The sequence below is a fragment of the Pectobacterium aroidearum genome (assembly GCF_041228105.1).
GTDB classification, from domain to species: domain Bacteria; phylum Pseudomonadota; class Gammaproteobacteria; order Enterobacterales; family Enterobacteriaceae; genus Pectobacterium; species Pectobacterium aroidearum.
In genome coordinates this window covers 662,529-683,352 of the sequence record NZ_CP166097.1, presented here as the reverse complement: position 1 = coordinate 683,352, position 20,824 = coordinate 662,529, and the positions used below count along the sequence as shown (strand labels likewise).

At 51.8% G+C, this 20,824-nt stretch carries 30 protein-coding genes; 3 read left to right on the top strand and 27 right to left on the bottom strand.

From position 1 onward, the window contains the following. Positions 1–28: 28 nt before the first annotated feature. From AB8809_RS03100 to AB8809_RS03005, 20 genes are all read right to left on the bottom strand, one after another. Positions 29–937 carry a Mu-like prophage major head subunit gpT family protein gene (locus AB8809_RS03100; protein ID WP_349854593.1) on the bottom strand — a complete coding sequence of 303 codons (909 nt, stop codon included), beginning with the start codon at positions 935–937 and terminating at the stop codon, positions 29–31. Positions 938–948: 11 nt separating this feature from the next. Beyond that, positions 949–1,344, bottom strand: a complete 396-nt coding sequence (locus AB8809_RS03095; protein ID WP_349854595.1) for a hypothetical protein — start codon at positions 1,342–1,344, stop codon at positions 949–951. Next, complete coding sequence (locus AB8809_RS03090; RefSeq protein WP_349854597.1) at positions 1,337–2,479, bottom strand: phage protease; 1,143 nt, start codon at positions 2,477–2,479, stop codon at positions 1,337–1,339. Before AB8809_RS03090 ends, AB8809_RS03095 begins: the two co-directional genes overlap by 8 nt. A gap of 236 nt (positions 2,480–2,715) precedes the next feature. Next, positions 2,716–3,255, bottom strand: coding sequence for a phage virion morphogenesis protein (locus AB8809_RS03085; protein WP_349854599.1), 540 nt, complete (start codon positions 3,253–3,255; stop codon positions 2,716–2,718). A gap of 118 nt (positions 3,256–3,373) precedes the next feature. After that, positions 3,374–4,708 (bottom strand): phage minor head protein, encoded by a 1,335-nt coding sequence (locus tag AB8809_RS03080; RefSeq protein WP_349854601.1) that lies wholly within the window; start codon positions 4,706–4,708, stop codon positions 3,374–3,376. Continuing rightward, positions 4,695–6,263, bottom strand: coding sequence for a DUF935 domain-containing protein (locus AB8809_RS03075; protein ID WP_349854603.1), 1,569 nt, complete (start codon positions 6,261–6,263; stop codon positions 4,695–4,697). Before AB8809_RS03075 ends, AB8809_RS03080 begins: the two co-directional genes overlap by 14 nt. A gap of 3 nt (positions 6,264–6,266) precedes the next feature. Next, complete coding sequence (gene terL / locus AB8809_RS03070) at positions 6,267–7,922, bottom strand: phage terminase large subunit (RefSeq protein WP_349854605.1); 1,656 nt, start codon at positions 7,920–7,922, stop codon at positions 6,267–6,269. A gap of 195 nt (positions 7,923–8,117) precedes the next feature. Continuing rightward, complete coding sequence (locus AB8809_RS03065; protein ID WP_349854607.1) at positions 8,118–8,618, bottom strand: DUF1804 family protein; 501 nt, start codon at positions 8,616–8,618, stop codon at positions 8,118–8,120. Beyond that, a complete protein-coding gene (locus AB8809_RS03060; RefSeq protein ID WP_349854609.1) occupies positions 8,618–8,908 on the bottom strand; it encodes a hypothetical protein in 291 nt (96 codons plus the stop codon). The genes AB8809_RS03065 and AB8809_RS03060 overlap by 1 nt, the downstream gene beginning before the upstream one ends. Then, positions 8,905–9,147 (bottom strand): hypothetical protein, encoded by a 243-nt coding sequence (locus tag AB8809_RS03055; protein ID WP_349854611.1) that lies wholly within the window; start codon positions 9,145–9,147, stop codon positions 8,905–8,907. Before AB8809_RS03055 ends, AB8809_RS03060 begins: the two co-directional genes overlap by 4 nt. Further along, a complete protein-coding gene (locus tag AB8809_RS03050; RefSeq protein ID WP_349854613.1) occupies positions 9,144–9,752 on the bottom strand; it encodes a hypothetical protein in 609 nt (202 codons plus the stop codon). The genes AB8809_RS03055 and AB8809_RS03050 overlap by 4 nt, the downstream gene beginning before the upstream one ends. Then, complete coding sequence (locus AB8809_RS03045) at positions 9,736–10,464, bottom strand: transglycosylase SLT domain-containing protein (protein WP_349854615.1); 729 nt, start codon at positions 10,462–10,464, stop codon at positions 9,736–9,738. Before AB8809_RS03045 ends, AB8809_RS03050 begins: the two co-directional genes overlap by 17 nt. Positions 10,465–10,466: 2 nt before the next feature. Beyond that, positions 10,467–10,820: a putative holin gene (locus tag AB8809_RS03040; RefSeq protein ID WP_349854617.1), complete on the bottom strand. Its 354-nt coding sequence runs from the start codon at positions 10,818–10,820 to the stop codon at positions 10,467–10,469. Between the two features lie 77 nt (positions 10,821–10,897). Then, a complete protein-coding gene (locus AB8809_RS03035) occupies positions 10,898–11,344 on the bottom strand; it encodes a hypothetical protein (protein ID WP_102118938.1) in 447 nt (148 codons plus the stop codon). A gap of 10 nt (positions 11,345–11,354) precedes the next feature. Then, positions 11,355–11,789 (bottom strand): Mor transcription activator family protein, encoded by a 435-nt coding sequence (locus AB8809_RS03030; protein WP_349854619.1) that lies wholly within the window; start codon positions 11,787–11,789, stop codon positions 11,355–11,357. 1 nt (position 11,790) lies between these two features. Then, positions 11,791–12,204 (bottom strand): regulatory protein GemA, encoded by a 414-nt coding sequence (locus AB8809_RS03025; RefSeq protein ID WP_349854621.1) that lies wholly within the window; start codon positions 12,202–12,204, stop codon positions 11,791–11,793. Continuing rightward, positions 12,201–12,602 carry a hypothetical protein gene (locus tag AB8809_RS03020; protein ID WP_349854624.1) on the bottom strand — a complete coding sequence of 134 codons (402 nt, stop codon included), beginning with the start codon at positions 12,600–12,602 and terminating at the stop codon, positions 12,201–12,203. The genes AB8809_RS03025 and AB8809_RS03020 overlap by 4 nt, the downstream gene beginning before the upstream one ends. Next, positions 12,589–13,095 (bottom strand): hypothetical protein, encoded by a 507-nt coding sequence (locus tag AB8809_RS03015; protein WP_349854626.1) that lies wholly within the window; start codon positions 13,093–13,095, stop codon positions 12,589–12,591. The genes AB8809_RS03020 and AB8809_RS03015 overlap by 14 nt, the downstream gene beginning before the upstream one ends. Then, positions 13,092–13,694: a hypothetical protein gene (locus tag AB8809_RS03010; RefSeq protein WP_349854628.1), complete on the bottom strand. Its 603-nt coding sequence runs from the start codon at positions 13,692–13,694 to the stop codon at positions 13,092–13,094. Before AB8809_RS03010 ends, AB8809_RS03015 begins: the two co-directional genes overlap by 4 nt. Further along, positions 13,691–14,140: a hypothetical protein gene (locus AB8809_RS03005; RefSeq protein WP_349854630.1), complete on the bottom strand. Its 450-nt coding sequence runs from the start codon at positions 14,138–14,140 to the stop codon at positions 13,691–13,693. The genes AB8809_RS03010 and AB8809_RS03005 overlap by 4 nt, the downstream gene beginning before the upstream one ends. A 337-nt stretch (positions 14,141–14,477) precedes the next feature. Between AB8809_RS03005 and AB8809_RS03000 the strand changes: the two genes are divergently transcribed. Continuing rightward, positions 14,478–14,690 carry a hypothetical protein gene (locus tag AB8809_RS03000; RefSeq protein WP_369987076.1) on the top strand — a complete coding sequence of 71 codons (213 nt, stop codon included), beginning with the start codon at positions 14,478–14,480 and terminating at the stop codon, positions 14,688–14,690. Between the two features lie 65 nt (positions 14,691–14,755). On the opposite strand, the gene AB8809_RS02995 is transcribed toward AB8809_RS03000, so the two are convergent. The 7 genes from AB8809_RS02995 to AB8809_RS02965 are packed head-to-tail and all read right to left on the bottom strand — an operon-like array spanning position 14,756 to position 19,272. Beyond that, on the bottom strand, positions 14,756–14,944 hold the full coding sequence (locus tag AB8809_RS02995; RefSeq protein WP_349854634.1) for a hypothetical protein: 189 nt from the start codon (positions 14,942–14,944) through the stop codon (positions 14,756–14,758). Between the two features lies 1 nt (position 14,945). Continuing rightward, a complete protein-coding gene (locus AB8809_RS02990; protein WP_349854636.1) occupies positions 14,946–15,584 on the bottom strand; it encodes a DUF3164 family protein in 639 nt (212 codons plus the stop codon). Further along, positions 15,574–15,777, bottom strand: coding sequence for a hypothetical protein (locus AB8809_RS02985; protein WP_349854638.1), 204 nt, complete (start codon positions 15,775–15,777; stop codon positions 15,574–15,576). Before AB8809_RS02985 ends, AB8809_RS02990 begins: the two co-directional genes overlap by 11 nt. Before the next feature lie 10 nt (positions 15,778–15,787). Then, positions 15,788–16,024: a hypothetical protein gene (locus AB8809_RS02980; protein ID WP_349854640.1), complete on the bottom strand. Its 237-nt coding sequence runs from the start codon at positions 16,022–16,024 to the stop codon at positions 15,788–15,790. 14 nt (positions 16,025–16,038) lie between these two features. Next, positions 16,039–16,932, bottom strand: a complete 894-nt coding sequence (locus AB8809_RS02975) for an AAA family ATPase (RefSeq protein WP_349854642.1) — start codon at positions 16,930–16,932, stop codon at positions 16,039–16,041. A 16-nt stretch (positions 16,933–16,948) separates the two neighbouring features. Beyond that, on the bottom strand, positions 16,949–18,982 hold the full coding sequence (locus AB8809_RS02970; RefSeq protein WP_349854644.1) for a Mu transposase C-terminal domain-containing protein: 2,034 nt from the start codon (positions 18,980–18,982) through the stop codon (positions 16,949–16,951). A 23-nt stretch (positions 18,983–19,005) separates the two neighbouring features. Beyond that, on the bottom strand, positions 19,006–19,272 hold the full coding sequence (locus AB8809_RS02965) for a helix-turn-helix domain-containing protein (protein WP_349854646.1): 267 nt from the start codon (positions 19,270–19,272) through the stop codon (positions 19,006–19,008). A gap of 137 nt (positions 19,273–19,409) precedes the next feature. Here AB8809_RS02965 and AB8809_RS02960 point away from each other — a divergent pair, with 137 nt between their 5' ends. Continuing rightward, positions 19,410–20,186, top strand: coding sequence for a S24 family peptidase (locus AB8809_RS02960; protein ID WP_349854648.1), 777 nt, complete (start codon positions 19,410–19,412; stop codon positions 20,184–20,186). Between the two features lie 254 nt (positions 20,187–20,440). Continuing rightward, positions 20,441–20,749 carry a GGDEF domain-containing protein gene (locus AB8809_RS02955; protein ID WP_369987072.1) on the top strand — a complete coding sequence of 103 codons (309 nt, stop codon included), beginning with the start codon at positions 20,441–20,443 and terminating at the stop codon, positions 20,747–20,749. The last annotated feature ends 75 nt before the right edge of the window (positions 20,750–20,824 follow it).

Sequence of the window (20,824 nt, the reverse complement as noted above, 5' to 3'; positions counted from 1 at the left end):
TCGCTGCGGGCGGTAATTTGAATTGGCATTATGCTGCCTCCCCTGTTGAGCCATACGCCATCTGCCAGAACGCGTAGCCGCCATTTGCTCGGGCTTCTGCACCAAAACGGAACTTCTTACGCATAAAGACGTTGTCGTTGTTGTAGTCCGTCTGTTCAACGAAGTCCGGCTTTTTGCGCTCCTGGTAAATAATCGGCTTAACTGGCTTACTGGTGTCGAACAGGAACCACTCGGTATCGGTTTTCAGTTCGGGGACGACCAATACTTCCGCCGTGCCTTTGTACGGGTTCGGTGTGTTATCCGGGAAGCGGTCGGCGGTCATCAGGTAGTTGGCCTCATCCTCCAGCGCGGGCGGAACAACCAGCAGACCGGGCAGAATTTTGAGCGACGCGCCTTCCTCATCCTTCATGCTGCGCAGGGCTTTACGTGCTGCACCATAACTGGCCTGTGCGGCAGCCAGGCTGGCAGTAGAGAGCCTTTTCGTGCCTTTGTTCGACACAGACATCCCTTTGACGGGGTGGTCAGTATCGAAGAACGGCTGACCGTCATAACACAGGTTGGTAAAGCCATCGCTGACCAGCGCAAACACAATGTCGGCGGGCAGCTCTGCGGCAGACTGGCCCGCCGATTGCGCCTGGATGGCGTAGCCCATCAGTTGATCGTCTTCGATATCATTGCGATCAACTTCGACGGTGGCTTCCCAGTCCTTGTTGCGGATGGTGTAATTAAACGCGGCCAGCGATCTAATGACCTTGTCGCCCACCCATTCGCGCATTTTGGGAAAGCGCGACAACCAGGAATAATCGTTTTCCTTACCCGTTGATGGCACGACCATCGCCACCTTTTTCCAGTCAGACGGCGTTTGGGTAAACGCATTCTGAAAGGTGGTTTTCAGGTTAACGAAAATCGCTTTAACAACTTTTACATTCACTAACACGGTGTTTCTCCTTAAATCAGAACCCAGACGCCGTCGCTGCCGACCGCCTGAACTTTTCCCGCGACTGGGCGGGCATTGGTGTTGCTGGTTTTGGCGACGGTCTGGCTGTCAACGACAAAACAGTCTTTACCCACGTCAGCCTGCGTTACCGCATCGGCAGCATGGTTGACGAACTGCCACGCCCGGCCACGTCGAGCTAGTGCGTCAGCGCTGCCGTTCGCCCCTGCACTGTTATCAACCCAGCCGTCACTGACGCCGAGGGTGATCTGTCCAGCCGTGGCCGTCGCAGGAACGGCATAACCAGCAGCATTAGCGGCAATCATGTGACCGCCAAAGATTTCAGTAGATGCTGCCACCGGAACGGGGAATAGCTGTGCGTCACGGTGCTGCGTATCGCGATCACTCATTTCCTTCTCCTTTTACAAATTTGGCGACTTCAGCCGGATCAACGCCCATCATGTTGCAGATAGCGATATCGACCACGCCGTCAGCGTCGGTTTCAATTTCGGTTTTTGGTTTTACACCTGCGGGCGGTTGGCCCCCAGTTTGGGTGGTGGTCAGCGCCGCGATTTTTGGCGCGTTGTCCAGGAACGTTTTCAGGCTGTCCGGGGAGGATTTCGCCAGGGATTCAGCCCACGTTTTTTGTGCCGGTAACAGACGGCCATCAGACAGTGCAGCGGTGATCAACTCCGCGCATTGCTGCTGCGCCAGTGCGGCTGTATTGTTATTCGCTGTTGCCAATGCCTCAGTGACGGATTGCTGCATCACATCGACAGAAACCCACTGAGCGGGGTCGGGATTAGCGACCTGTGCAGTCAGCGCCGCAACGCTGGCGGCATCGGCTGTCAGCTTGTCAATCAGGCTGAACGGGTTAGCAGACAACGTGTTAAATGATGCTGCCGCTGTGCCTGCGGTTGCCGATGCCAGTTGATCAATGAGCTTATTTAGCTCGGCGGTAATGTCTTCTGCGGTTGCTGTGATAGGTAAATTCAGCATCCAGCGCAGACGCTCCAGTAGTTCGTCCATAGTGTCCTCTTGGGTTGATGATGTGACGGCGAGAAGCGAGGCTGCGGCAAGCATGACCTCATCCATACCGTCAACGGCGGGGGTGTTCGTGAGTGCCGCGTGCAGGAGCTGCAAGACACGGCCTGACTTGTCGTAAGAAAAAACGGGGGAAATAAATCGATAAGAGCCGTCAGCAATCATCGCGGCGGCGCTGTCTGTCCAAATCACATCGACGGCAAACAAGCCGACGCCTTCGCGCCACTCCAGCGTTTTGAACCATCCGGAGGCTGGGGCGGGCTTGCCGTTCTTTGCTGCACGTAGGGTCTGGTGTTCGTAATCGATGACATACGGGGTCAGTTGCGCGTCAGCGGCGGCGATCAATGCCTGCGCGACCTCAGCCGTCATAATCCATGCGGGGCATTCTGTAGGACGGCCATCACGCGCCCGGAACTCGCCAGCCGGAAACAACTGGATGATGCCGAGTGAGGCTTTATTGATTTCTGCTGCCAGGGCAGCGACGAGTAATTTCTTTTTCATGCAACCAGAATGGCAGCACGTAAATCAACGAATAAGAGGAAGGGGTTCAGTGGTAATTGTAGGGTGGGGATAACGCTCTTTTATCTTGTAACACAAATCATGGCAACGGCAACCGATATGACCGCATTTAAACCCCGTTTAAATCGCATTGTAAGCCCCTCAATCGTGCAAGGGGCGGTAATGGCATGATGAAACAACTAAAACGCGCTCAGCGTCGTTTTTATGAAGCCAGGCTTTCAGTCAATCACGCGCTTTAAATATTCAGCCGCAGTGTTCTCCATTCCCTCGACATCCGATTCAGTAAGATGCAGAAACGGACGCGCAGGGATAGTGATTTTATACTCGCCCATCGTGTTCCACCGAGAAGAATCTGACTCGGATTTTTTCACGAACCGATTACCAACACGGCCATCCGCATTCTTTTTGTAGTAAGCCCGCTGGCTCCGGGCTGGTATGTTGATCGTCCCTCCCTCCTGGTGAATACGCGCATAGACAACGTTAGTTCCGACAGTGGCACTATCATTGTCGCTGTACTCACTGATACTCGCCGCCAGTCGCCCGGATTTTTGCAGTATTTTTCCGCCCTGGCGTTTTTTTGCATAGCGAGGACTCCACCCCGCCCAGGCGGGGCGACCTTGCTGTGCGAAATTTTCTTCGACAGCATCATGCATCGCTGCGGCCATCTCGCGCATCAACGGCTGACGGTGTTCTATGCGGCTAATCAGCTCACCCAGCCCTCGCTCAAAATCGGTAATGTCATATTTTATTTCGTACATAAATTACCCTATACTTAAGGTGCGGTGGATGAGAGTTGTTTCCAATGGGTAACGGTTGCTACTACGCCACGAGTGTTGAGTATGATCCGGTTCGAGTCCGGCGCTGTCATCCCGCCGCTTAATCCAGACTCCCCCATAGCACCTCGTTAATCCCTTTGTTTCTCAGCGACTCGTCATTCGCCAGGATTTTTCCCGTTCGTATCAGGTTGGTTTTTATCCGTTCTTTCTTCCCGCCCTCTGGCGGCCGGGCTTTTAGCTCCCGATCGATAAACACGACCAGTTTGCCGGAGGTGTCCGGTAAATCTAAAACGTAGGTTAATGCCGCATCAGCTTTCTGCGTATTGTAGAGAATGGCTTTAGGGTTGAGGATAAACTCCGGCAGACGTTGCCACAGCGATTCGGGAAGCTGTGCGTCCTTGCTGTCTCTAATCGCGTGCAGCAGGTTTTCATCTGTCAACGTGATAACAGATGACTCAACGGCGACGCCTTTCTCGGCCAGACGATTAACCACTTGCGGCGGTAATGCGCCAACGTGCCGGAGCTGGCCGCGTGCTTGCTTGTTCAGCAGCGTGTTATTAACGAACGCGTTAACATCCGTTGAAACGGCCGTTAACAGCGTTTCATTACCCATTGTTTGACGAACGGCCAGCGCGGCGAGCTGTGGGTCAGCGACTGCGGAACGCTCCAACAGTCGCTGACCGAGGGATGCTAGATAACCCTCACCAGGATTGTGACCGAAACCAGCGTCAGGCGTATACAGTTCGCCGTTCCACTTGATCGCCTTGACCATACGCGAATCATTCGGCCCCCATGCCTGTTCAACTTCGATAATCTCACTGTGCTGGACAGTGATTTTCAGGCGATCAATATCGGCCTGAGAACGCGCACGAACACGGCAGCGGCACCCATGACCGTCAGGTGGATACATAAATCGCCACACAGGGTCATCAATTCTTGCCGTGTAACCATTGAGCCGTGCATGGACAGGCCGCGTATGGGTATCCATGACGGCCACTCGCTCTAAATAGGGGCGAAATTCAGCGTTAGCAAGCTGCTCTTCGTAGCGACCCGCGTTATACGCCGCCTGCATATTGGTTTCAAAAATGGTTTTCAGACGGCGCGGGGTGAGCTTTTTCCCTTCGAGCACGCCGTCCTCGTCGGCTTTCAGCCCTTTACCCAACCAGCCTTTTTGCTCAAGAACGGGCGTTAATCGACGCCGGAACTGTTCAAGGGTTTCGCCATTCTTCAACGCCGCATCCAATCCACCCCGGATATCGGCTAGCACGTCTTGCTTGAGGACACCTGCAACAGTGAACGCTGTGGCATGTGTGCGGGCTTCAACGTCATGCCAATTAAAGCCAATCGCATAGCCTTTTGACTCAAAATAGCGGATAGCTTCTTCCGGTTTAAGACCAATGGCATACCCCAGATTGACATCGTTAGGTGTCGGCATTCAGTCGCCCCCACACATCAGCGACAAACAATGCTTGAGAAAGCAGCTGCTGGAGCTGCGCATCATCCAACGCAGGATAACTGGCAGCAATGATATCCAGCGCATCGTCCGGCGTTTGCCCCTGCTGTAATGCGGTTACCAGTGGCGCAATCAGCGCCTGCATCGCGTCGTTAATCGCTTCCGGCGTTGAGCGTGCGCTATCGAGTGCCGATTGCGCCGGGTCGCTTATTTCGCCAGGTACTACACTTAACGCTGCAAATCCGCGATAGGGTGAAGTCGATAGCCCTGCCAGCGACGGGCGCGGCGCAGCTTCGAGCACCGGCTCGTTATTCTGCGGGACAGGGATGCCGACTTTTTTGTGTATCCACGAAACCGGGATAGATTTCATCCCAGCTTGGACGAGCGTAGACACGCCGGTAGAGAACGTGCCGATATCCTCCAGCTCACTGGTATCAAAAATGAATTTAGGCAATCGACGGCGACTCACCTGATAGCCATTTATTGATAGCAACATCTGGATCATGTTCGAGAAAAAGCCGCGCAGCTGTTTCGCATCGGCGACAAGGATATCGTTACGCACGTCGTTATGAACATTACCGAGCGCATTCGTCGAGGTTTTACCGTCAGCTTGGCTTGTGAGCGTTCCGCCCAAAACGGCTTTCGATACAGTCCTTTCGCACCAATCTATCATCGCCATAAACGGATCGGATTGACCTTCAGCGGCGGCTTCAAATTTGATGTCACTGCCCATCGGGATAATACCTGCGGCGTTATGGCCGAGCGTCACGAGGGCGTGCAACAACGCGTCTTTCTGCTCATCGGAAGACCCTTCCATATATGTCCCAACGCGAGCAGGTAAACCGTAAATCTCCAGAAACTCAGCAAAATCACGCACCGAGTAGTTTTTAAACAAATACGGCCAGACCAGCACACGGTATAACCCGGACTGCGCAACATAGCCCGATTTAGCGTTATGAGTGTGAACCAGCCAGCCGAACGGCCATAGCTCCGAGCCATTCATGCTGCCGTCAGACAGACGCACTGCGTCGTCAATCTCCGGGTTCGTGCAGAACCAGCGATGCGGGCGCAGCTTGATTTGTGCAGGGAGCCAGATATTTTCCTCAAACTCCCACTTTTCAATTTCCTGCGCTGAAAATCCGTGTCCGATGGCCTCCGCCGCATTGAGAATAATGTCCTCAAAATCGGGAATATCATCCATCCATTCAGCCACCATCGCCGCTAAACTCTTCTCTTCTTCTGTTGCGTTCCGTGGAGGCTCGATACTCCAGTCCAGCCCCAGCAGCGCGTTTTTACGCTTCGCCATCTCAGAGAAAATATGCCCATCCTTCTCGACCATGTCTTCGAACAAGTCAGCTTGCGCAGCCAAATCGCCACGCTCTGCGGCTTCAAGGATGCGCGGCAGTCTGCGAATCGTCAAACCACGGGACGGATGTTCTGGAAAATGCCGCGCTATCTGTGCAACCCGCGCTGTCTGCGGGGATTTCAATACCTCGCGGTTCAGCGGGTGACCATGTTGATCAACAATCTGAGCCATAAACTACCAGCCTCCTGAGCCAAATCTACTGCCCCGGTCATCAGAATTACGACGGGGAGCGGGAGTAAAAGAAAAAGAACTGACACCAGATACGGCCAACGCCCACAACATATGTAGCGCATCAGGGCCATCATCGTGATCTGCCATTGGAAAATGCCGGAGCTGGTCTATCAATGTGGATTGGCTCGGATGTAATCGAATTAATCCGTTTGCCATATGTGGCTGTAGAGACTCGATACGCAGCAGCTTGTCGCTGTGTGGGGTTACAGCGCGAGCCGGTACAGGTATCCCAGCTTTTGCGCTGCGTTTCACAAGCTCCGAGCGCAAAAACTCTTGAAACTGAACAGCTTCAACAGACCAGATAAAACAGCGATATTGCCGCTGATATTCAATAACATCTGAAATAATCTTATCTGGGAGCCGTTTACGTATAGCGGCCTCTACAACATCAAGAATGCCGGTATGGCGATTGAAACCGCCCACTAAGATAGCCGAAGGATCGCGGCTGGCACCGGCTTTGCCCAGGCTAGGGTCGCAAGCCCCAAAAAACACCCACTCGTTAAGGCGATTAACCCAAAACTGAATACACCCAGCAAACGGGGCGTTCTCACCACTGACGGGGTCATTCTGGTATTCGGAATCAAATGTGCTGTGACCATCGCGAGCACGGATAAGCATCAGCTCGTAAAGTGGACGAGCGGCCCATGATACCTCTGAGCCCTCGTCCATTTCGGTTCTGTGGTCACAGTAAAATTTCCAGGCCAGTTCCTCACCGTCTTCTTCGTTATTGATAAGGATCTCTTCCCACGTATCCCACAACGACATATTTACCGGCCACTTTATCAGGGCCTTAAGTCTCTTCCGTTTCCATAGCGGATTTTTCAGCGTGCGAGACAAAACAGAGTCGTAGTGCAAGATGGTTCCGATGTAGATCACATCCAGTTTCCCGCCCGCTTCACCGAGCGGCAACACTGTTTTTTTCAGCCAGTTATCTAACTTGTCTCGTTGCTTAGGGTTTTCTACATTCTCATCATTTTCAATATCATCAAGAACAACCAGGTCAGGCCGGTATGGGCCATGCCGTAAGCCACGCAATTTTTTACCAGAGCCAGCCACGGTAACCTTAATGTCATTTCTCGTCAGAATGGTTCCCATCTGCCACACGCGCCCACCGCCCGTCACTTCAGGAAAATCCATAATTAAACGGGGGTTGAACTGTAACTCCGACTTAATCGACTCAAGCATCGGATATGCCTGATCAATACTATCCATAATAATGACCGGATAGTGTTTAATGCCTCGGATAATGCACCACAAGACAAAGAGCTGGCTGACTAGTGTTGATTTAGCCTCACCACGTGGCGCAGCAATAGCAACATTCGTTCCCCTAGAATTAGCAACAGTTTCAGGCAACTGAGTAAAAAGGTACTTATGCAATTCACTACGTTCTTTATGCCGAACGTAGTGAGGAAAGTAGTTTTCAACAAAATATGCATAGCCCGATACAGAATGATTCACACATTCTCGACGGGAAGCTACTTCATCGGGATGTGGATCAAAGCCAACGCATTCAGCCTCAATAACCTGTCTGAGTGCTACGGACAATTCTGCCAGTTCTTTAGCGAAATCCTTTGTAGACAGCTTCTTTTTACGCGCCACTTAATCCCCGCTTAACGCCGCGTTAATCTCATTGATAATGCGCGTCTCGGCCTGATAGTCGGCTTCGCCGTAGCCCGGTAGCAGAGTGTGTTTACCCCATCGGCCCAGACGAAAACATCGCCGTAGCAGCCCCGTTCTATACGGGTTATCTGACTTGCCATTACGGCGTTTTCATTGTTAATGCGGATTAATTTGTCAGCCATAACGCTTCTCCACTTCTTCCCCGAATCCATCAAGAATGCTGACGAACGCTTCCAGGTGTTTTGAATGCCGCTCACGGATGAATGTCGAAAGCAGTTGAATTACCTCCAGCGCGACAGATAGCTCACTAGTCTCTGGAAGGATTTTCTTGCTGGCCGACGTGGCCTTATTAAAAGCATCAGCCAGGCTCGCCAGCAGTTCGACGCGTTCACGCGGTGGAATTTCCGCAGTGCCGTTTAGCGACTCCAACGCGGTTTGATACTGAGTAACCAGGCCTGTGAGCACGGCGCGGCCGATATCTTCAAGACCGCCACCGGCGATAACATGCGCGGCACGCAGCTTGTCCCAATCATCACCCGCGTCCTGCGCGTCTTTCTTCCAGCGCCGTGCGGTCGCAAAGGCTACACCAGCCTGCGCAGACGCAATCTCAAGCGACATCTGCCCGAAAATGTAGGCGCGGCGTAGCTTGTCGCGTACCTCCTGCGGATGCGCCATTAGTACCCCAGCCTTGCTTTGATGAGCATAATTGCCGTGGTGACCAGGCCACCTGTTACCGCACCGGCGACACCGCCCGCGATTGCGCCCTGGCGAACGGCGGCGGCCTCGATGCTGTCCATGCGTTTTTCAATACGATTCAGTTGCACTGAAATCTCATCCAGCCCGCCAAGTTGCACAGTCGGAACCTGCAACGCATCGAGCCGCTTCTTAATGCCAGCCAGCGCTACAGAGTCCGCGCTGGATACAGCTGCCACGCGACGAACGCGCCGTTTTTGCCTTGCCTTCATTTATCTGCCTTCCTGTCCAGTTTGTTATCGATACGTTCAATCGTTTTTTTCAAATCACGCAGGGCATCCATCACGGAATCTTGATCGCGTCGTGCGTCTTCGCGACGCTGGTAATCGTTTTTGATGCGCTCCACTGCGGTTTCTAAATCCATGATGTCTTTTTGCATCGAACGAATAAACAGACCGCCGAGCGCTGAAACTAACGTCATCGCCACACCCAGCACCCACTCCATACTCATTTGTTGCGCTCCGTGTAAAACTGATTCAGCTTCGTCATGTTCTCGCGCAGAATCAGGCACCACTCGCCGTAATCGGCACTGTGTTCAAGGAGTCCGGCTGGGGAAAGTCCGCGACGGGTGCCGAGGGCATCGGCGGGATATACAGCAGCTCCGCCGGAGGCTTGGGGCAAATCATCAGCGGGGTAGCCAAGACTGGCGCGGTAGAGCCGCAGGCTGTCAGGGCCAATACCGGTAAAAGTAGCGCCATCCGTTTTAATAGCATCGGGAATTTTCCTTTTTAGCTGGGTTTTGGTTTTGCTGAGTTCGGCTTTGACTTGCAGCAGCTCAGCCGCCAGTTGATCCGCACGCTGGCGTTGGGCGTCTGCATCGGCTATCGCTTTTTGCAACGCGGCGACATGCTGTTCTGCTGCGATGCGCTTATCATTTTCGTAAACCTTGATTTGCCCGTTTTTCAGCCGGTTATCTGCTGATAAGTAGGTGATGGTTGTTTGTAGCTCGGTTTGCCTTGCGTTCTTGCCCATGATGTGGCCGATGTTGTAGCCGAACGCTGCAACAGCGGCGATGATCAGGATGTGCGGCCAATAGGCTCTAAATAGTTTCAGCACAGCTACGGCCTCCCCATGTCACATAGCGCGGAGACAGTTGATGCAAAATACGGTCGGGATAGTGTCGGTTCTCGCGCCAGTTGGCGGCACTGCGCCCCGCATTGACGGTTTCGACGTGATCGAACCAACGTAGGCTGTCTAACCCGCGCTGTGTTGCAAGACGCTGATCGCGTTGCACCCAGCCCAATCCGCCGTTGTAGGACGATAAGGTCATTGCCATGCGTTCGCAGTCGTTACGGGCGCTAACGCGCTCCCACAGCCAACGGTCATAGCTCGTCAATGCACGAATAGCCCAGGCGGGATTAAACGGTTGGTTTGTGCGTAGTTCAGGCAGGATGCGGCTAAACCACTCAGCGGTGGCTGGCATAAACTGCGCCAGCCCCTGTGCGCCTACGGGCGAGACAGCCCGTGGATTCCAGCCGCTTTCCTGGTGCAACTGCGCGGCAAAGTCTGCAATGGGGGCATTGATACCCCAATCTAGCCTGGCGTTGCGGATCACATCGCTACGGTACTGTTGAGCGGCAGCGGGAGGCTGTGCGGCGTAAGCGTGGCCGAAAAAACCGCCAGACCAAAGCAGCCATGCAGCGAACAACGTGGCGAACAACTGCACCCAAGCATTACGCGTGCCTGTACGCGGCTGTCCATGCTTCGATAGCTCAACGCCCAGTCCCAGCGAGGCAATCACAATCCAGGTAATTTGCGGCCAGTCCATAGTTACAGCCCCATCGCCACGGCCAGGCAGACAGCAGCCACGATAATTGCGCGGCGTATCAGTGCGGCGGCAAATACACGCTCACAACCTGATTTAACGGGATAGATACCGGTTTTCATCAGATCAGGCTTGTGTTCAAGATATTGCGCCAGCCCCGCTTTCGGGAACAGAGAACGGTCAAGCCAGTAGCCCAGCACGGCCGCTAACGTGATGAGTGAGATTTTGTAAATGACAACGGGAAGCTGCTGCGGTGATACCAGGCCGATGAGCACCAACAGCAGAATAGCCGTCAACTGCCAACCAAGCAGGCGTTTAAAACGGGCAATGCGAAAGATTTTGTTATTGAAAATGTTCATGAAACCACCTCGATTGAAAGAGGTGGTCAGTATTCAATTATGCGGGGAGGCTAATAAGAGGAAGGGGTTCAGTGGGTTTATTGAACATCAATGATTTGTAATTCGACCGGCTCGTCATTCTCTTTTACAACCATGTACTCACCTTTTGATTTTGCATTGTTAATCAACGGTAAATACTTGTGTACTACACGCCACACATCCTCATCCTGCTTAAAGCTAAGCTTACCGCAATCATGGCGCTCATTCATTGGGTCAGAGTTATCTATCTTCTCTGGGTTTGAAACAAGTAAGATTTTCCGCCAAGCGCAAGCCTTAACGCTATCTTTAGGTATGTAATCAGCACCGCCTTGATTACCTCTCCCCGTACTGTAGTTAAAAGCAAGATTCCGCTGCACCTGATAACCATCTTTAACAGCTTCTGCGATTGCGGCGCTTTCATTACCTTCCGGCTTGTAGTTAGCCAAAGCAGAAGAACTAAAAGCAATCCCACAAAAAATGATTGCACTTAGGGTCTTAAGTTTCATTCTACCTTCCTTAGAAAAGACTTTGCTGTGAATGCGTTACTGCGTTTTTGCTCTCGCGAACCAGCTCCCACGCGAACCGGTCAGAGAATCCATAAACGGGGCACAGTTGCATCATTGCCATGTTACCCGATGTGCCGCTCTCGCGCAGCGCAGCGAATTCAGAGAGAAAGCGCTGATTGCGTAATTCACGTAAGGCGCGGTCACAGCGCGGTAAATACAGCGTACTCCCCCCAAAAACTTTAACCAACTGCGCAGCATTATCAGGGCCAATTGTTTCGCGCAGCAGCTCTGCGCGACGTGCGCCCAGGGCACGTAGCCCTTTACCGATTGGGAACGTTGTGCCGCCGAATTTATCCAATAACCGAGCGGTCGCAGGAAAACCGATCAAATCAGCGATTTGCAAAACGACTTCGGGCAGCAGCCCTGCGACACGCTCCAGTTCCATATTATTCCTCGGCTTTTTTGCGACGTTTAGCGTCGATGATCAACGCTTGCATGAGTTTGGTTAATTGCTGTATATCCAGCCAGTCAATATATCGTACACCAAACATGTTCTGCGCCATAGTCTCCGCATACTGCCACGGGCGCGAGGCATCGGCTAACAGCGCTTCAATCTTGCCGAGTACAGTTTTCTTGCTGGCAGGAACGCTGGGTTTACGACCGTGCTTTTTCGCTTTGCGCGGCCAGCCCTGCTGGTGCATATACTCCTTCACTTTCTCAAGTTCTGTGATGGAGCAAAGGGTCGATGAGGACTTGCCCGTTAGCCGAGCTAGTACACTGCGATAAGTCTCATCGTCCCAGCCCAGCGCGGATTGACCAGCTTTTATCGCGCCAATCATGCGGCGCTGCTGAATGTTCATAGCTGTTGCTCCCCATGTTCATCACTCAATTGAGCGTGACCGGTCACATCAGTTAAATTCAACTGACGGGAATCTCGCATAAACCAGCACGCAGACTCACCGCAAAACAAACCACCACAGCCCGCAGGCAGTTTTTCATTACAACGTTCACAAGTTCCCAGCGCGGCCTCCTGTCGCGCTAAGCGCTCGTTATCGCACAGTATCAGCAGAGAGACATAATCAGCCTTGTTGTACGGCTCCCGCCCCGGATTGCGGCGCTTGCAGTTCTCCTCCAGCATCTGCAATTCACTATCGGATAACACCAGTTCAAGCCGATTTTTCCCGAACTCGTTAGCCTGTCTGGCACGCTGGCGACGCTTACGCGCCGCTGCCTGCTGTTTCTGGTTAAGGTTGGTCACTATCCGCCTCCGGTTTACGCAGCCAGACTAGCCCCTCGGCTTTTTTGAACTGGCGAATTAGGCTTGTAGAGGCTGTAAAATACGGTGACCAATAGCTGATCGTCTTATGCAGTTCAGGGAAATATTTTTTGGCGGCACGCTTTCCGAATTCCTTTTCGATTTGCGCTGCTCGCTTCGCTGAGTAAAGGCGATGTTTCTTTTCACACCAAAATAGGCGGGTGATAGGGTTGTAAGTCTCACTTTTTTCATCCCCCCATCCTCCGCGCATTTCCCCGTCGAAATAGACCGACAGAACCGTCTTACTCTCGCCGTCTCGCTCACGCGTGACAGTAATCACCGTTTCCTGATACTTGAACTCAACATGACAGAAGTAGCTTTTAAGCTCTCCAGCTATCTGCGTCCATTGCTCTTTAGTGATTGTATTGCCGCTGTTGTCGGCGGTTGGCTGGCGGCGCTGACGCACCGCTGTTTGCCGCTTGGCTGTACTTGTCATGCCTCACCGTCCTTCTGCGCTGATTGGAGCAACGAGCGCAAAGCGTGACGGGGAACCGCTCCCCATTGAAGCACCGTGCTGGGGAGGTCGTCATATTGGTCTGGTAGCGTGTTCGCGATTTCATCCAGCCAATCGGATAGCCGCGAAAATGAGTTCTCAGGGACAACGTGGCACGGTTCACCATCAACCTCTTGCTGACAGGTATCATCAGCGAGCTCGAACGCAGCCCCGCAAACACCGATTAGCAATCCAATGACGCGCTGGTGTTCTGCCGTTACGGCGGCTGGTGGAACGGGGCGAGAGAATACATATCCGTACTCAACACACTTATCTTTTTTCGTAATCTGCTTAATGAAATCCTCAGCCCTGTCGCATGTTAGATATGTCCACGCGCTGGCACCTGAATGATTATCTGCGCGATAACGCCAACGAAAATCAGCCGGCTCTTGCTTCTCCAGCTCTGCCAGTTGTGCACGAAGTGATATAAGCTCACGGGCCATCAGTGTTTCGTGAGTTGTTGGGTAAACACCCTCAACAGAACCGGATAGTATTCCATCTAACTCAGCATTGCTGAGTTGAGTATTATCATAGGATTTCATTCTGTCAGCGCCTCCATTCGTTGTTCTGTAGCAGCATCAATTTGCGCGGCTAGACCTAAACGCATCAGCCAGTCAGAAAGTTTAAACAGCGCCCCCGCAGGGGTTTCCATGTCGGGAAAATCCTCTAAGGCGATAATGGCTCGCCAGTGGCCACACAACTTTGTCAGCGTTAAGTCTTGTTCCAGAACGTTACCATCCAGCGTGTGACGCAGAGTTAGTGTGAGGACTTCATTACCACCATTACGCTCATATCGATTGATGAAGCAACCCACGGCCTGATTACCGACATGACCAAGCGCCTGCTGATCAGGGTTAGGGCTTTGCTTGCGCAACTCCAGCAGCTCGTCGCGGCAATTAACCAGCATATCCAGAAACTGATCACCCAAATCAGGGTTATGGGCAATGAACCCATCCAGCAGACTCAAATTAGCGCGAACATTACTCATGACACTCTCCAAAATTTTTTATGACGTTCAATGGCCTGTTTCATTTCCCTTTGTGTCGCAGGCTTGTAAATGCGATTCCCGCGTGCATCGTAAAACTCAAAACGGGACTTCCCAGGCAGTGCTGGACGCTCTTTTACGAGCGTGCTATCGCTCAGGCGGTAAAGGCGCTTTGCGCCGTTCTCCAGATACTCACAACTATTAACGGTCGCCATATCACGCCCCACTGACAGCGCAACGGCTGCACAAATCACCCTCAACCCAACAACACCCGGATTCACACCCGCGATCGAACGTGCAGCCACACACGCGGCAGGACTGGGCGGGGTCAGGGGAAATAATGAAATGGCCTTTTTCATTAAAAGAAGCTGGCTTTACTTGCTTAACAACCAGCTTTTGCAGATTGCCGAATAGCTTTTTACCGACACTGTTTACAGCCACGTCAGCACTGTATGTGCATGACGCGGTTTTGCCGTTTGCCCTTGCGAAATACGCGCCGCTGGTATATTTAACGGAAACATCAATTGAGACGGACATAATTCAGTTCTCCTGATTTTGGCGTAAGCCAGCCCCGGCGGGTTTACGCCATTTTTAAAGATTTTTTAATTTCTGTTTAAATCAGCTTGCGGGTTTTAACGTATTAATCTTGACGAAATAAGGCTCCAGATTAATTTCAACAATCGCACCGCAATTAAAGTCATGGGCGATATCGACCGTTTTAACCATGCGGCCTGCGCGTAGAGGGGGAGCGCGATGAAAAAACGCCGTCCCGACTTTATGCTTTTTATTAAACTCGCCTGCGTTCACGTCACACCCCTGCGATATCTAATGAAATAGGCTTATATTGGTCAGAGTCGCCGATCCGCTCATAGACGCGAATATAAGAACGGCTACCAACAACCTGCACCGCTTCGCCGATTGCATCCATCGCCCGATTCCAGCGTTCGTCCGCAATCTCAAGACGACGTAGGGCAAGCACCGCGCCGGTGTTAACTTCGCCTGATTTTTCAGACTGAAATGCGCGATTGATAATGGCATGAACTTCTGGACGAGCACCTTCTACCCAGTCAGCCAGGCACTCATCAATCAACGCCTTAGCAGCTTGTAAGCGCTCATCAAAATCAATGCGGTCTTGCATAGCCCGCTGAATCTTGTAACGGCCATCATAGCTATACAGCGTAACATTGCCTTTTTTACCCCCCAGATTGACGCCGTATTCATCGCCAGACAGAGACACGAATGCCGCGATATCAGCAAAGCCCGACAGCTTAAATTCGGTCAGAGCTTTATTGACGATCAACGCACGGCCAATCAGTTCCGCAACTAACGCATCACGCGCAGTATCAATCGGCTTAATCAGATGCTCTGGCGTTAAGACGCCCTTAGCATCAACCCAGTACCCCTCCGGGGCTGCGGTTTCAGTGAATTGTTTGTTTTTAATGGACATTGACTTTCCCCTTACGTGATTTTGATTTTTTTACTACGTCATTAACCTTTGCTGATACATGTCCGGTCAGACCTGCGGCCACCGTTTCAGCGGCTCGCTTCGCCAGTTCGCCGTCACTAGGCTCACGCTCCACTTTGCAATCAACCGCCAGCCCACCCGACCGTTCACGCAAATACACAATGACTTTCGCCATCAACTATCTCCTATCTCCAAATGATGTGAGCGCCACGCCAGCGCGTCATTTTTACAATGTTCTGCACGCCGTTACGGGTTTCGGTAATATCCACCGCTCCGGCTTCCCATGCTTTAAACGGGCGGTCAATTTCAATAACAGGACGTTTAAAATTTAAATTCACATTGACGACGTTAATACCTGAACGAATCAATCGATTAATCGGCCGCATTAATTCGGGATTATTAATTGGCAGTTTGCACACCATAAATACCTCACTAATTAACTAATCAGCATTTCAGCAAATTTGCGTACCGCGCCCGCGCTAATAGCATTGCCGCTAATATCGCTATGGCGACTAACTCCGCGCACCAGTTTGAACAGTCGGCGGGCATTACCACGGCACGCCTTGAAAAGCGCCTCGGCGATGTCGGCGTTCTGCGCATCAGGTAGCATATGCGTAGCAATAATGCTGATATCGTCTTCCGGCAACACATCACCGATAAACAGGGCAAATCCCACGCGGCTGTATAACTGCCGGTATTCGCCACGCTTACCTTTCAGGTTGATAATCAGGCGCGGCATTCCGGCCAGTACCAGCCCGATCCCGGCTTTGTCGTGAATACGACGCAGCGTTTCAAGAGCGCGGTAAGGCAAGTTTTCCGCCTCGTCGATCATCACAATACGACCTGATTCACGCAGCGCCGCGATGCACGCTTCGCTCAGTTCGTGCATGTTGCCACGCTTACTGAGTCCGAGACGGGTGCACAGTTCTTCAAGCACCACGCGTGCGGTATAGCCGGGGTCGGCTTCAATCAGGATCGCTTCACGATGACGTGCAGCGTATTCCCGTAACATCATGGTCTTACCCAGCCCGGCTTCGCCGTAGATGACATTGATATCGCCGTCCAGATGCGCCATTCGGATCACCTCAATACCGCGTGCAGACGTCATCGTTTTGACGTATTCAGCCGTAATGCGCCGGCCTTTGTCTTTCTCACGCTCACGTGCAATGAATCCCTCGATCAGTTCATTAAGGCCGTCTACATCACCAGCATATTTACCCTGCAAATACTGGTTAATAACCGCAGGACTCTTACCGATAGCACGTGCCGCTTGCGCCTGCGACCAACCTTTACTGGTAATCAATTCGTTTAATTCAGCCTGTAAACTCATATCAACCTCTCTGTATTTACCGCTGCGCGGCTTTCTTTCTTAAATATTCGTCACGGTCGGTTTGCAGGAAGAAATACGGCTCATCTTCCGGTTCCGGTCGCTCTGCGGGGATGAAACTACCAAAATCAAATCGTTCGCCAGGCAACGCCGGATTGAGCTCAGCATTGATTTCCTCGGCTTTCTTGTTATTCAGCGCCATGCGGCGGCTGTGACGGTCTTTGCGAACCTTCTCGATGTAATCAACCGGGAATGCGGCGCGGGTGTTGCCGTTGACGATGGCCGTGCAGACAAATGAGCCATCCAGCCGACGAACGGTGACGCTTGAGGCGTCGTGAATATCGAACGCAACGAGAACATCTTTGCCATCGAGCTGACCCAGCTCTTCGGCAAAATACTGATTGTTGAAAATAGACAGCCAGCCACGCTGCGCGGTGCGCTTAACCTGCGGCCGGAACATTTCGCGCAGCTCCGCCTCAGACAGGCGATCAATCTCAGCGTCGGCCAGCAGCTCGGCGCGGTACTCAGCTGGGGTGTAATGCCCACCCGCCGCACGCAGCGGTAACTCGCTATGCCGATGTTGCGTGTTGTAGGCCGTGATTTCGTCTTCAATGGCATCAATCAACTGGTTCCAACTCGGCAATTTGGCAATCGCAGACTGTTGTACGGGGTTGAGCGCCTTATTCTGATTCAGGGCATTCACCGCAGAATCAATTGCACGACTGGTGATACGTGCGGTTTCTTTGTCCGCCGATTTACCGTTATAGGTGGCGAACTTACGAGCGATGCGTGCTGGTATCTCACGGTTTAAACGTTCGATGATGCCGCGTGCCTGCGGATTCCCAGGAATGCCTGTCGGGTGTTCAATGCCGAGGCGCGGCAGGATACCGGTAATCTCCGCATCCAGCATTTTCCCGGTTTCACCTGCACCGTTATCGGAGTAGTACAGCAGCGGAACACCGTGGCGTTCGATGCCGTGGCGCAGCGCATCAGCAACGGCCAGCGTATTTTCTGACAGCGCCAGGCTCCAGCCGACCACATAGCGGGTACGGCCATCGATAACCAGTGTTAACTCTGGCGTGAACGGGCGGCCGTGGTCTGGATGCGCAACCTTCATCTTCATGCTGTGGCCGTCACCAATCCAGACGCCGTTAACCGGCATTACAGACCAGTCGCGTTTGACGTAAGTCTGCAAAGCGGTCATGGCAGAACCAGTAACACGGCCACGCTGACGCACGATTCGAGGCATTTTGTCTAACGCACGATAAACCGCATGGACAGAAGGAACCGCATCACGCATCGCAGGCTGATCGGCATAGCGTTGATGCCACTCAGCACAGAATCCCTGATAAGCCTCGGCTACGGACGGCCCGTTAGGGCTGCGGTAGTGCGCCATAAACATCGGCACCCACGCCAACTGTTCCGGCCGCTTCGCTTTTTTATGACCGGGCGCTAAAAGGGCAAGACGTTCCGCGCTGTTTTTCGCTTTCAGATAGTCAACAACCCACTGATTCAACGCCCGCACACTGACACCGACACGCTGGCCTTTTCGGGCATTAGCGAGGTCAACATACCGTTGCAGATGCGCAGGCAGATCGCCGGAGCGTGACCGGTCACAGATAAAGTTAATAGCCTTGATACGTGATAAGCCGGTATCTTCCAGGCGCAGCACTTCGACAACCAGCACCATGCGGGCATCTGCGATGTCACGCTGCTTTTGCGTCAGCTCTGCTGTTTTCTGGTCGAGCACAGCAGGGCATTGACGCACGATTTCGAGCAACTGACTGGATGACGCCGTGGTTTTTGCAACAGGCGGGGCTTTAACTGGCTGCTGTTGCAGTAGAATGTTGTAGTAATTTTCACGGATCTTGTCTTGGATACCAGACGGCATTGAGCCTAAAGCAAACTCATTACCCCCGCCCATACCTTTCCGCTTACGAGTACCCCAACTTTCTTTTTTTGCTCGTTCGCGTATGTTTCGCGAAGTGCCAGGTAGCTCGGGCAACTGCATTTGAGCCAATTCTTCGGCGCTGTAGTGAGTTTTCAGGTTCATAAGAATAGTCTCACTCACTTAAATCAATTGTGTACATGAGCAAAAGAGCGGTTAGAATCACCATTGTATCGGCTAGGCCAGATAATCTGAGGTGAGATACCAATCGCATCGGCAATGATTCGTTGCCCTTTAGGCCACTTTCTATCTAAGGCATTGTTTAAAGCAGTTGGCGTTTTGTAGCCGTGATGTTTAGATAGCGCCCTCAAAGACCACCCTCTTTTATGGAGAGCAGCAACAATGTCGGCGCGGTGCCAGTCGCTTTGAAGCTGAAGGTTATTTTTTTTGGTCATCTTTTTTGCTCATTTACTGAAAACATGAATAAACGATATACGCAAAAAAGACAACAATCAACTCGGATGAGGCAATTAATTTCACTCATCCGAGTTAACAATCCAACTCAAACAGGCAATAACAACGGATTTTCCTTATGAATCATAGCAATAAAGCAAACACGGACGAAAAAGAAAAACCACAACCATCTCATCCGAGTCAATTAGATCAACTTGGATGCGGTGATTTTCACGGTAGACTAAAAAGCCTATTGGCTAATTTCAAAAGTGTTAATGCGTTTGCTACATCTGCTGGGGTTTCAGTGTCAGGGCTAAATCGCCTCTTGGAGGGCGGATATCCGACATTACCTATATTGATCTCTGTCGCTAATGCTGGAGGGGTAAGCGTGCAATGGCTGGCAACGGGGGAAGATGCTGGTAAAGCTGCATTAAACAATGCGTTCGAGCAGCATGATAAAAATACTCACGACGTTCTAGGCAATCCTGTTGACGTTGAGGAGTTTTCATTTATACCCCGTTATGACGTAAGAGCTGCTGCGGGTCATGGCGCATTGAACGAAACAGAAACGCCAAAGTTTTCTATGGCATTTCGCAAGTATTGGATAAAGAACTTCCTCAATGCAGATCCACATCATCTATTCGTAATCACTGTGGATGGCTCGTCGCTTGAGGGAACGCTGAATGACGGTGATAACATCCTAGTGAATGGTGCTGACACAGACCCCAAAGAGGGGGTTTACGTGCTGCGTGTAGATGGCCATCTGCTGGTTAAATTGGTTCAGCGTGTTCCTGGTGGACTGTTGAAGGTATCAAGCACAAATACAGCGTATGAGCCGTTTACAGTAGATATGAACAACCAGCCAGCAGATTTCGCAATCATTGGCCGCGTTGTATGGTTTGGCAGGACAATTTAATAGTGGTTTAAATGCCGATTAAACAGGATCAATCGGCGCTCGAAACTATGCAGTTTTAAATACAAAAAAGTCGACTTTTGCTCATTTTTCTCTGGGCTATGCAAAATCTCTGAAATCCCACGAAAGCCGCGTCATTAAAGGCGTCGCGCTATCCCAGACTCCCCCCTTAGCTATGTAAAAATGATCACTCCCCCACAATCGACTACTTTAAACAGGTGAATGATAGCTTTGGTCATAGCGTCGGTGATGATGCTTTGAAGTTTGTTGCCGACACCTTCAAAAAATCATTTCGCCGCGAAGATATTTTTGGTCGTATTGGCGGCGATGAATTCGCAATCGTTTTACCGAATACCGGAATAGATGATGCGTACACCATCGTGGATAGAGCGAGAGAACGCGTTAGCAATACACCTTGTGAAACCGCTGCAGGGAAAATCAGGCTAACGGTCAGTATTGGTCTGGTTGAATACCATGTCGCTAAAGAAGATCTTATCGAAGTGATGAAGCGTGCCGATGACAATCTTTATACCGCGAAGAAAACCCGTAACGCGACGGCAAAATAGGCTTACCCCACTCTGGGATACCAAATCGCAGACAAAAAAATAGCCGGGAATCCCGGCTATTTTTATTAGCAGAAT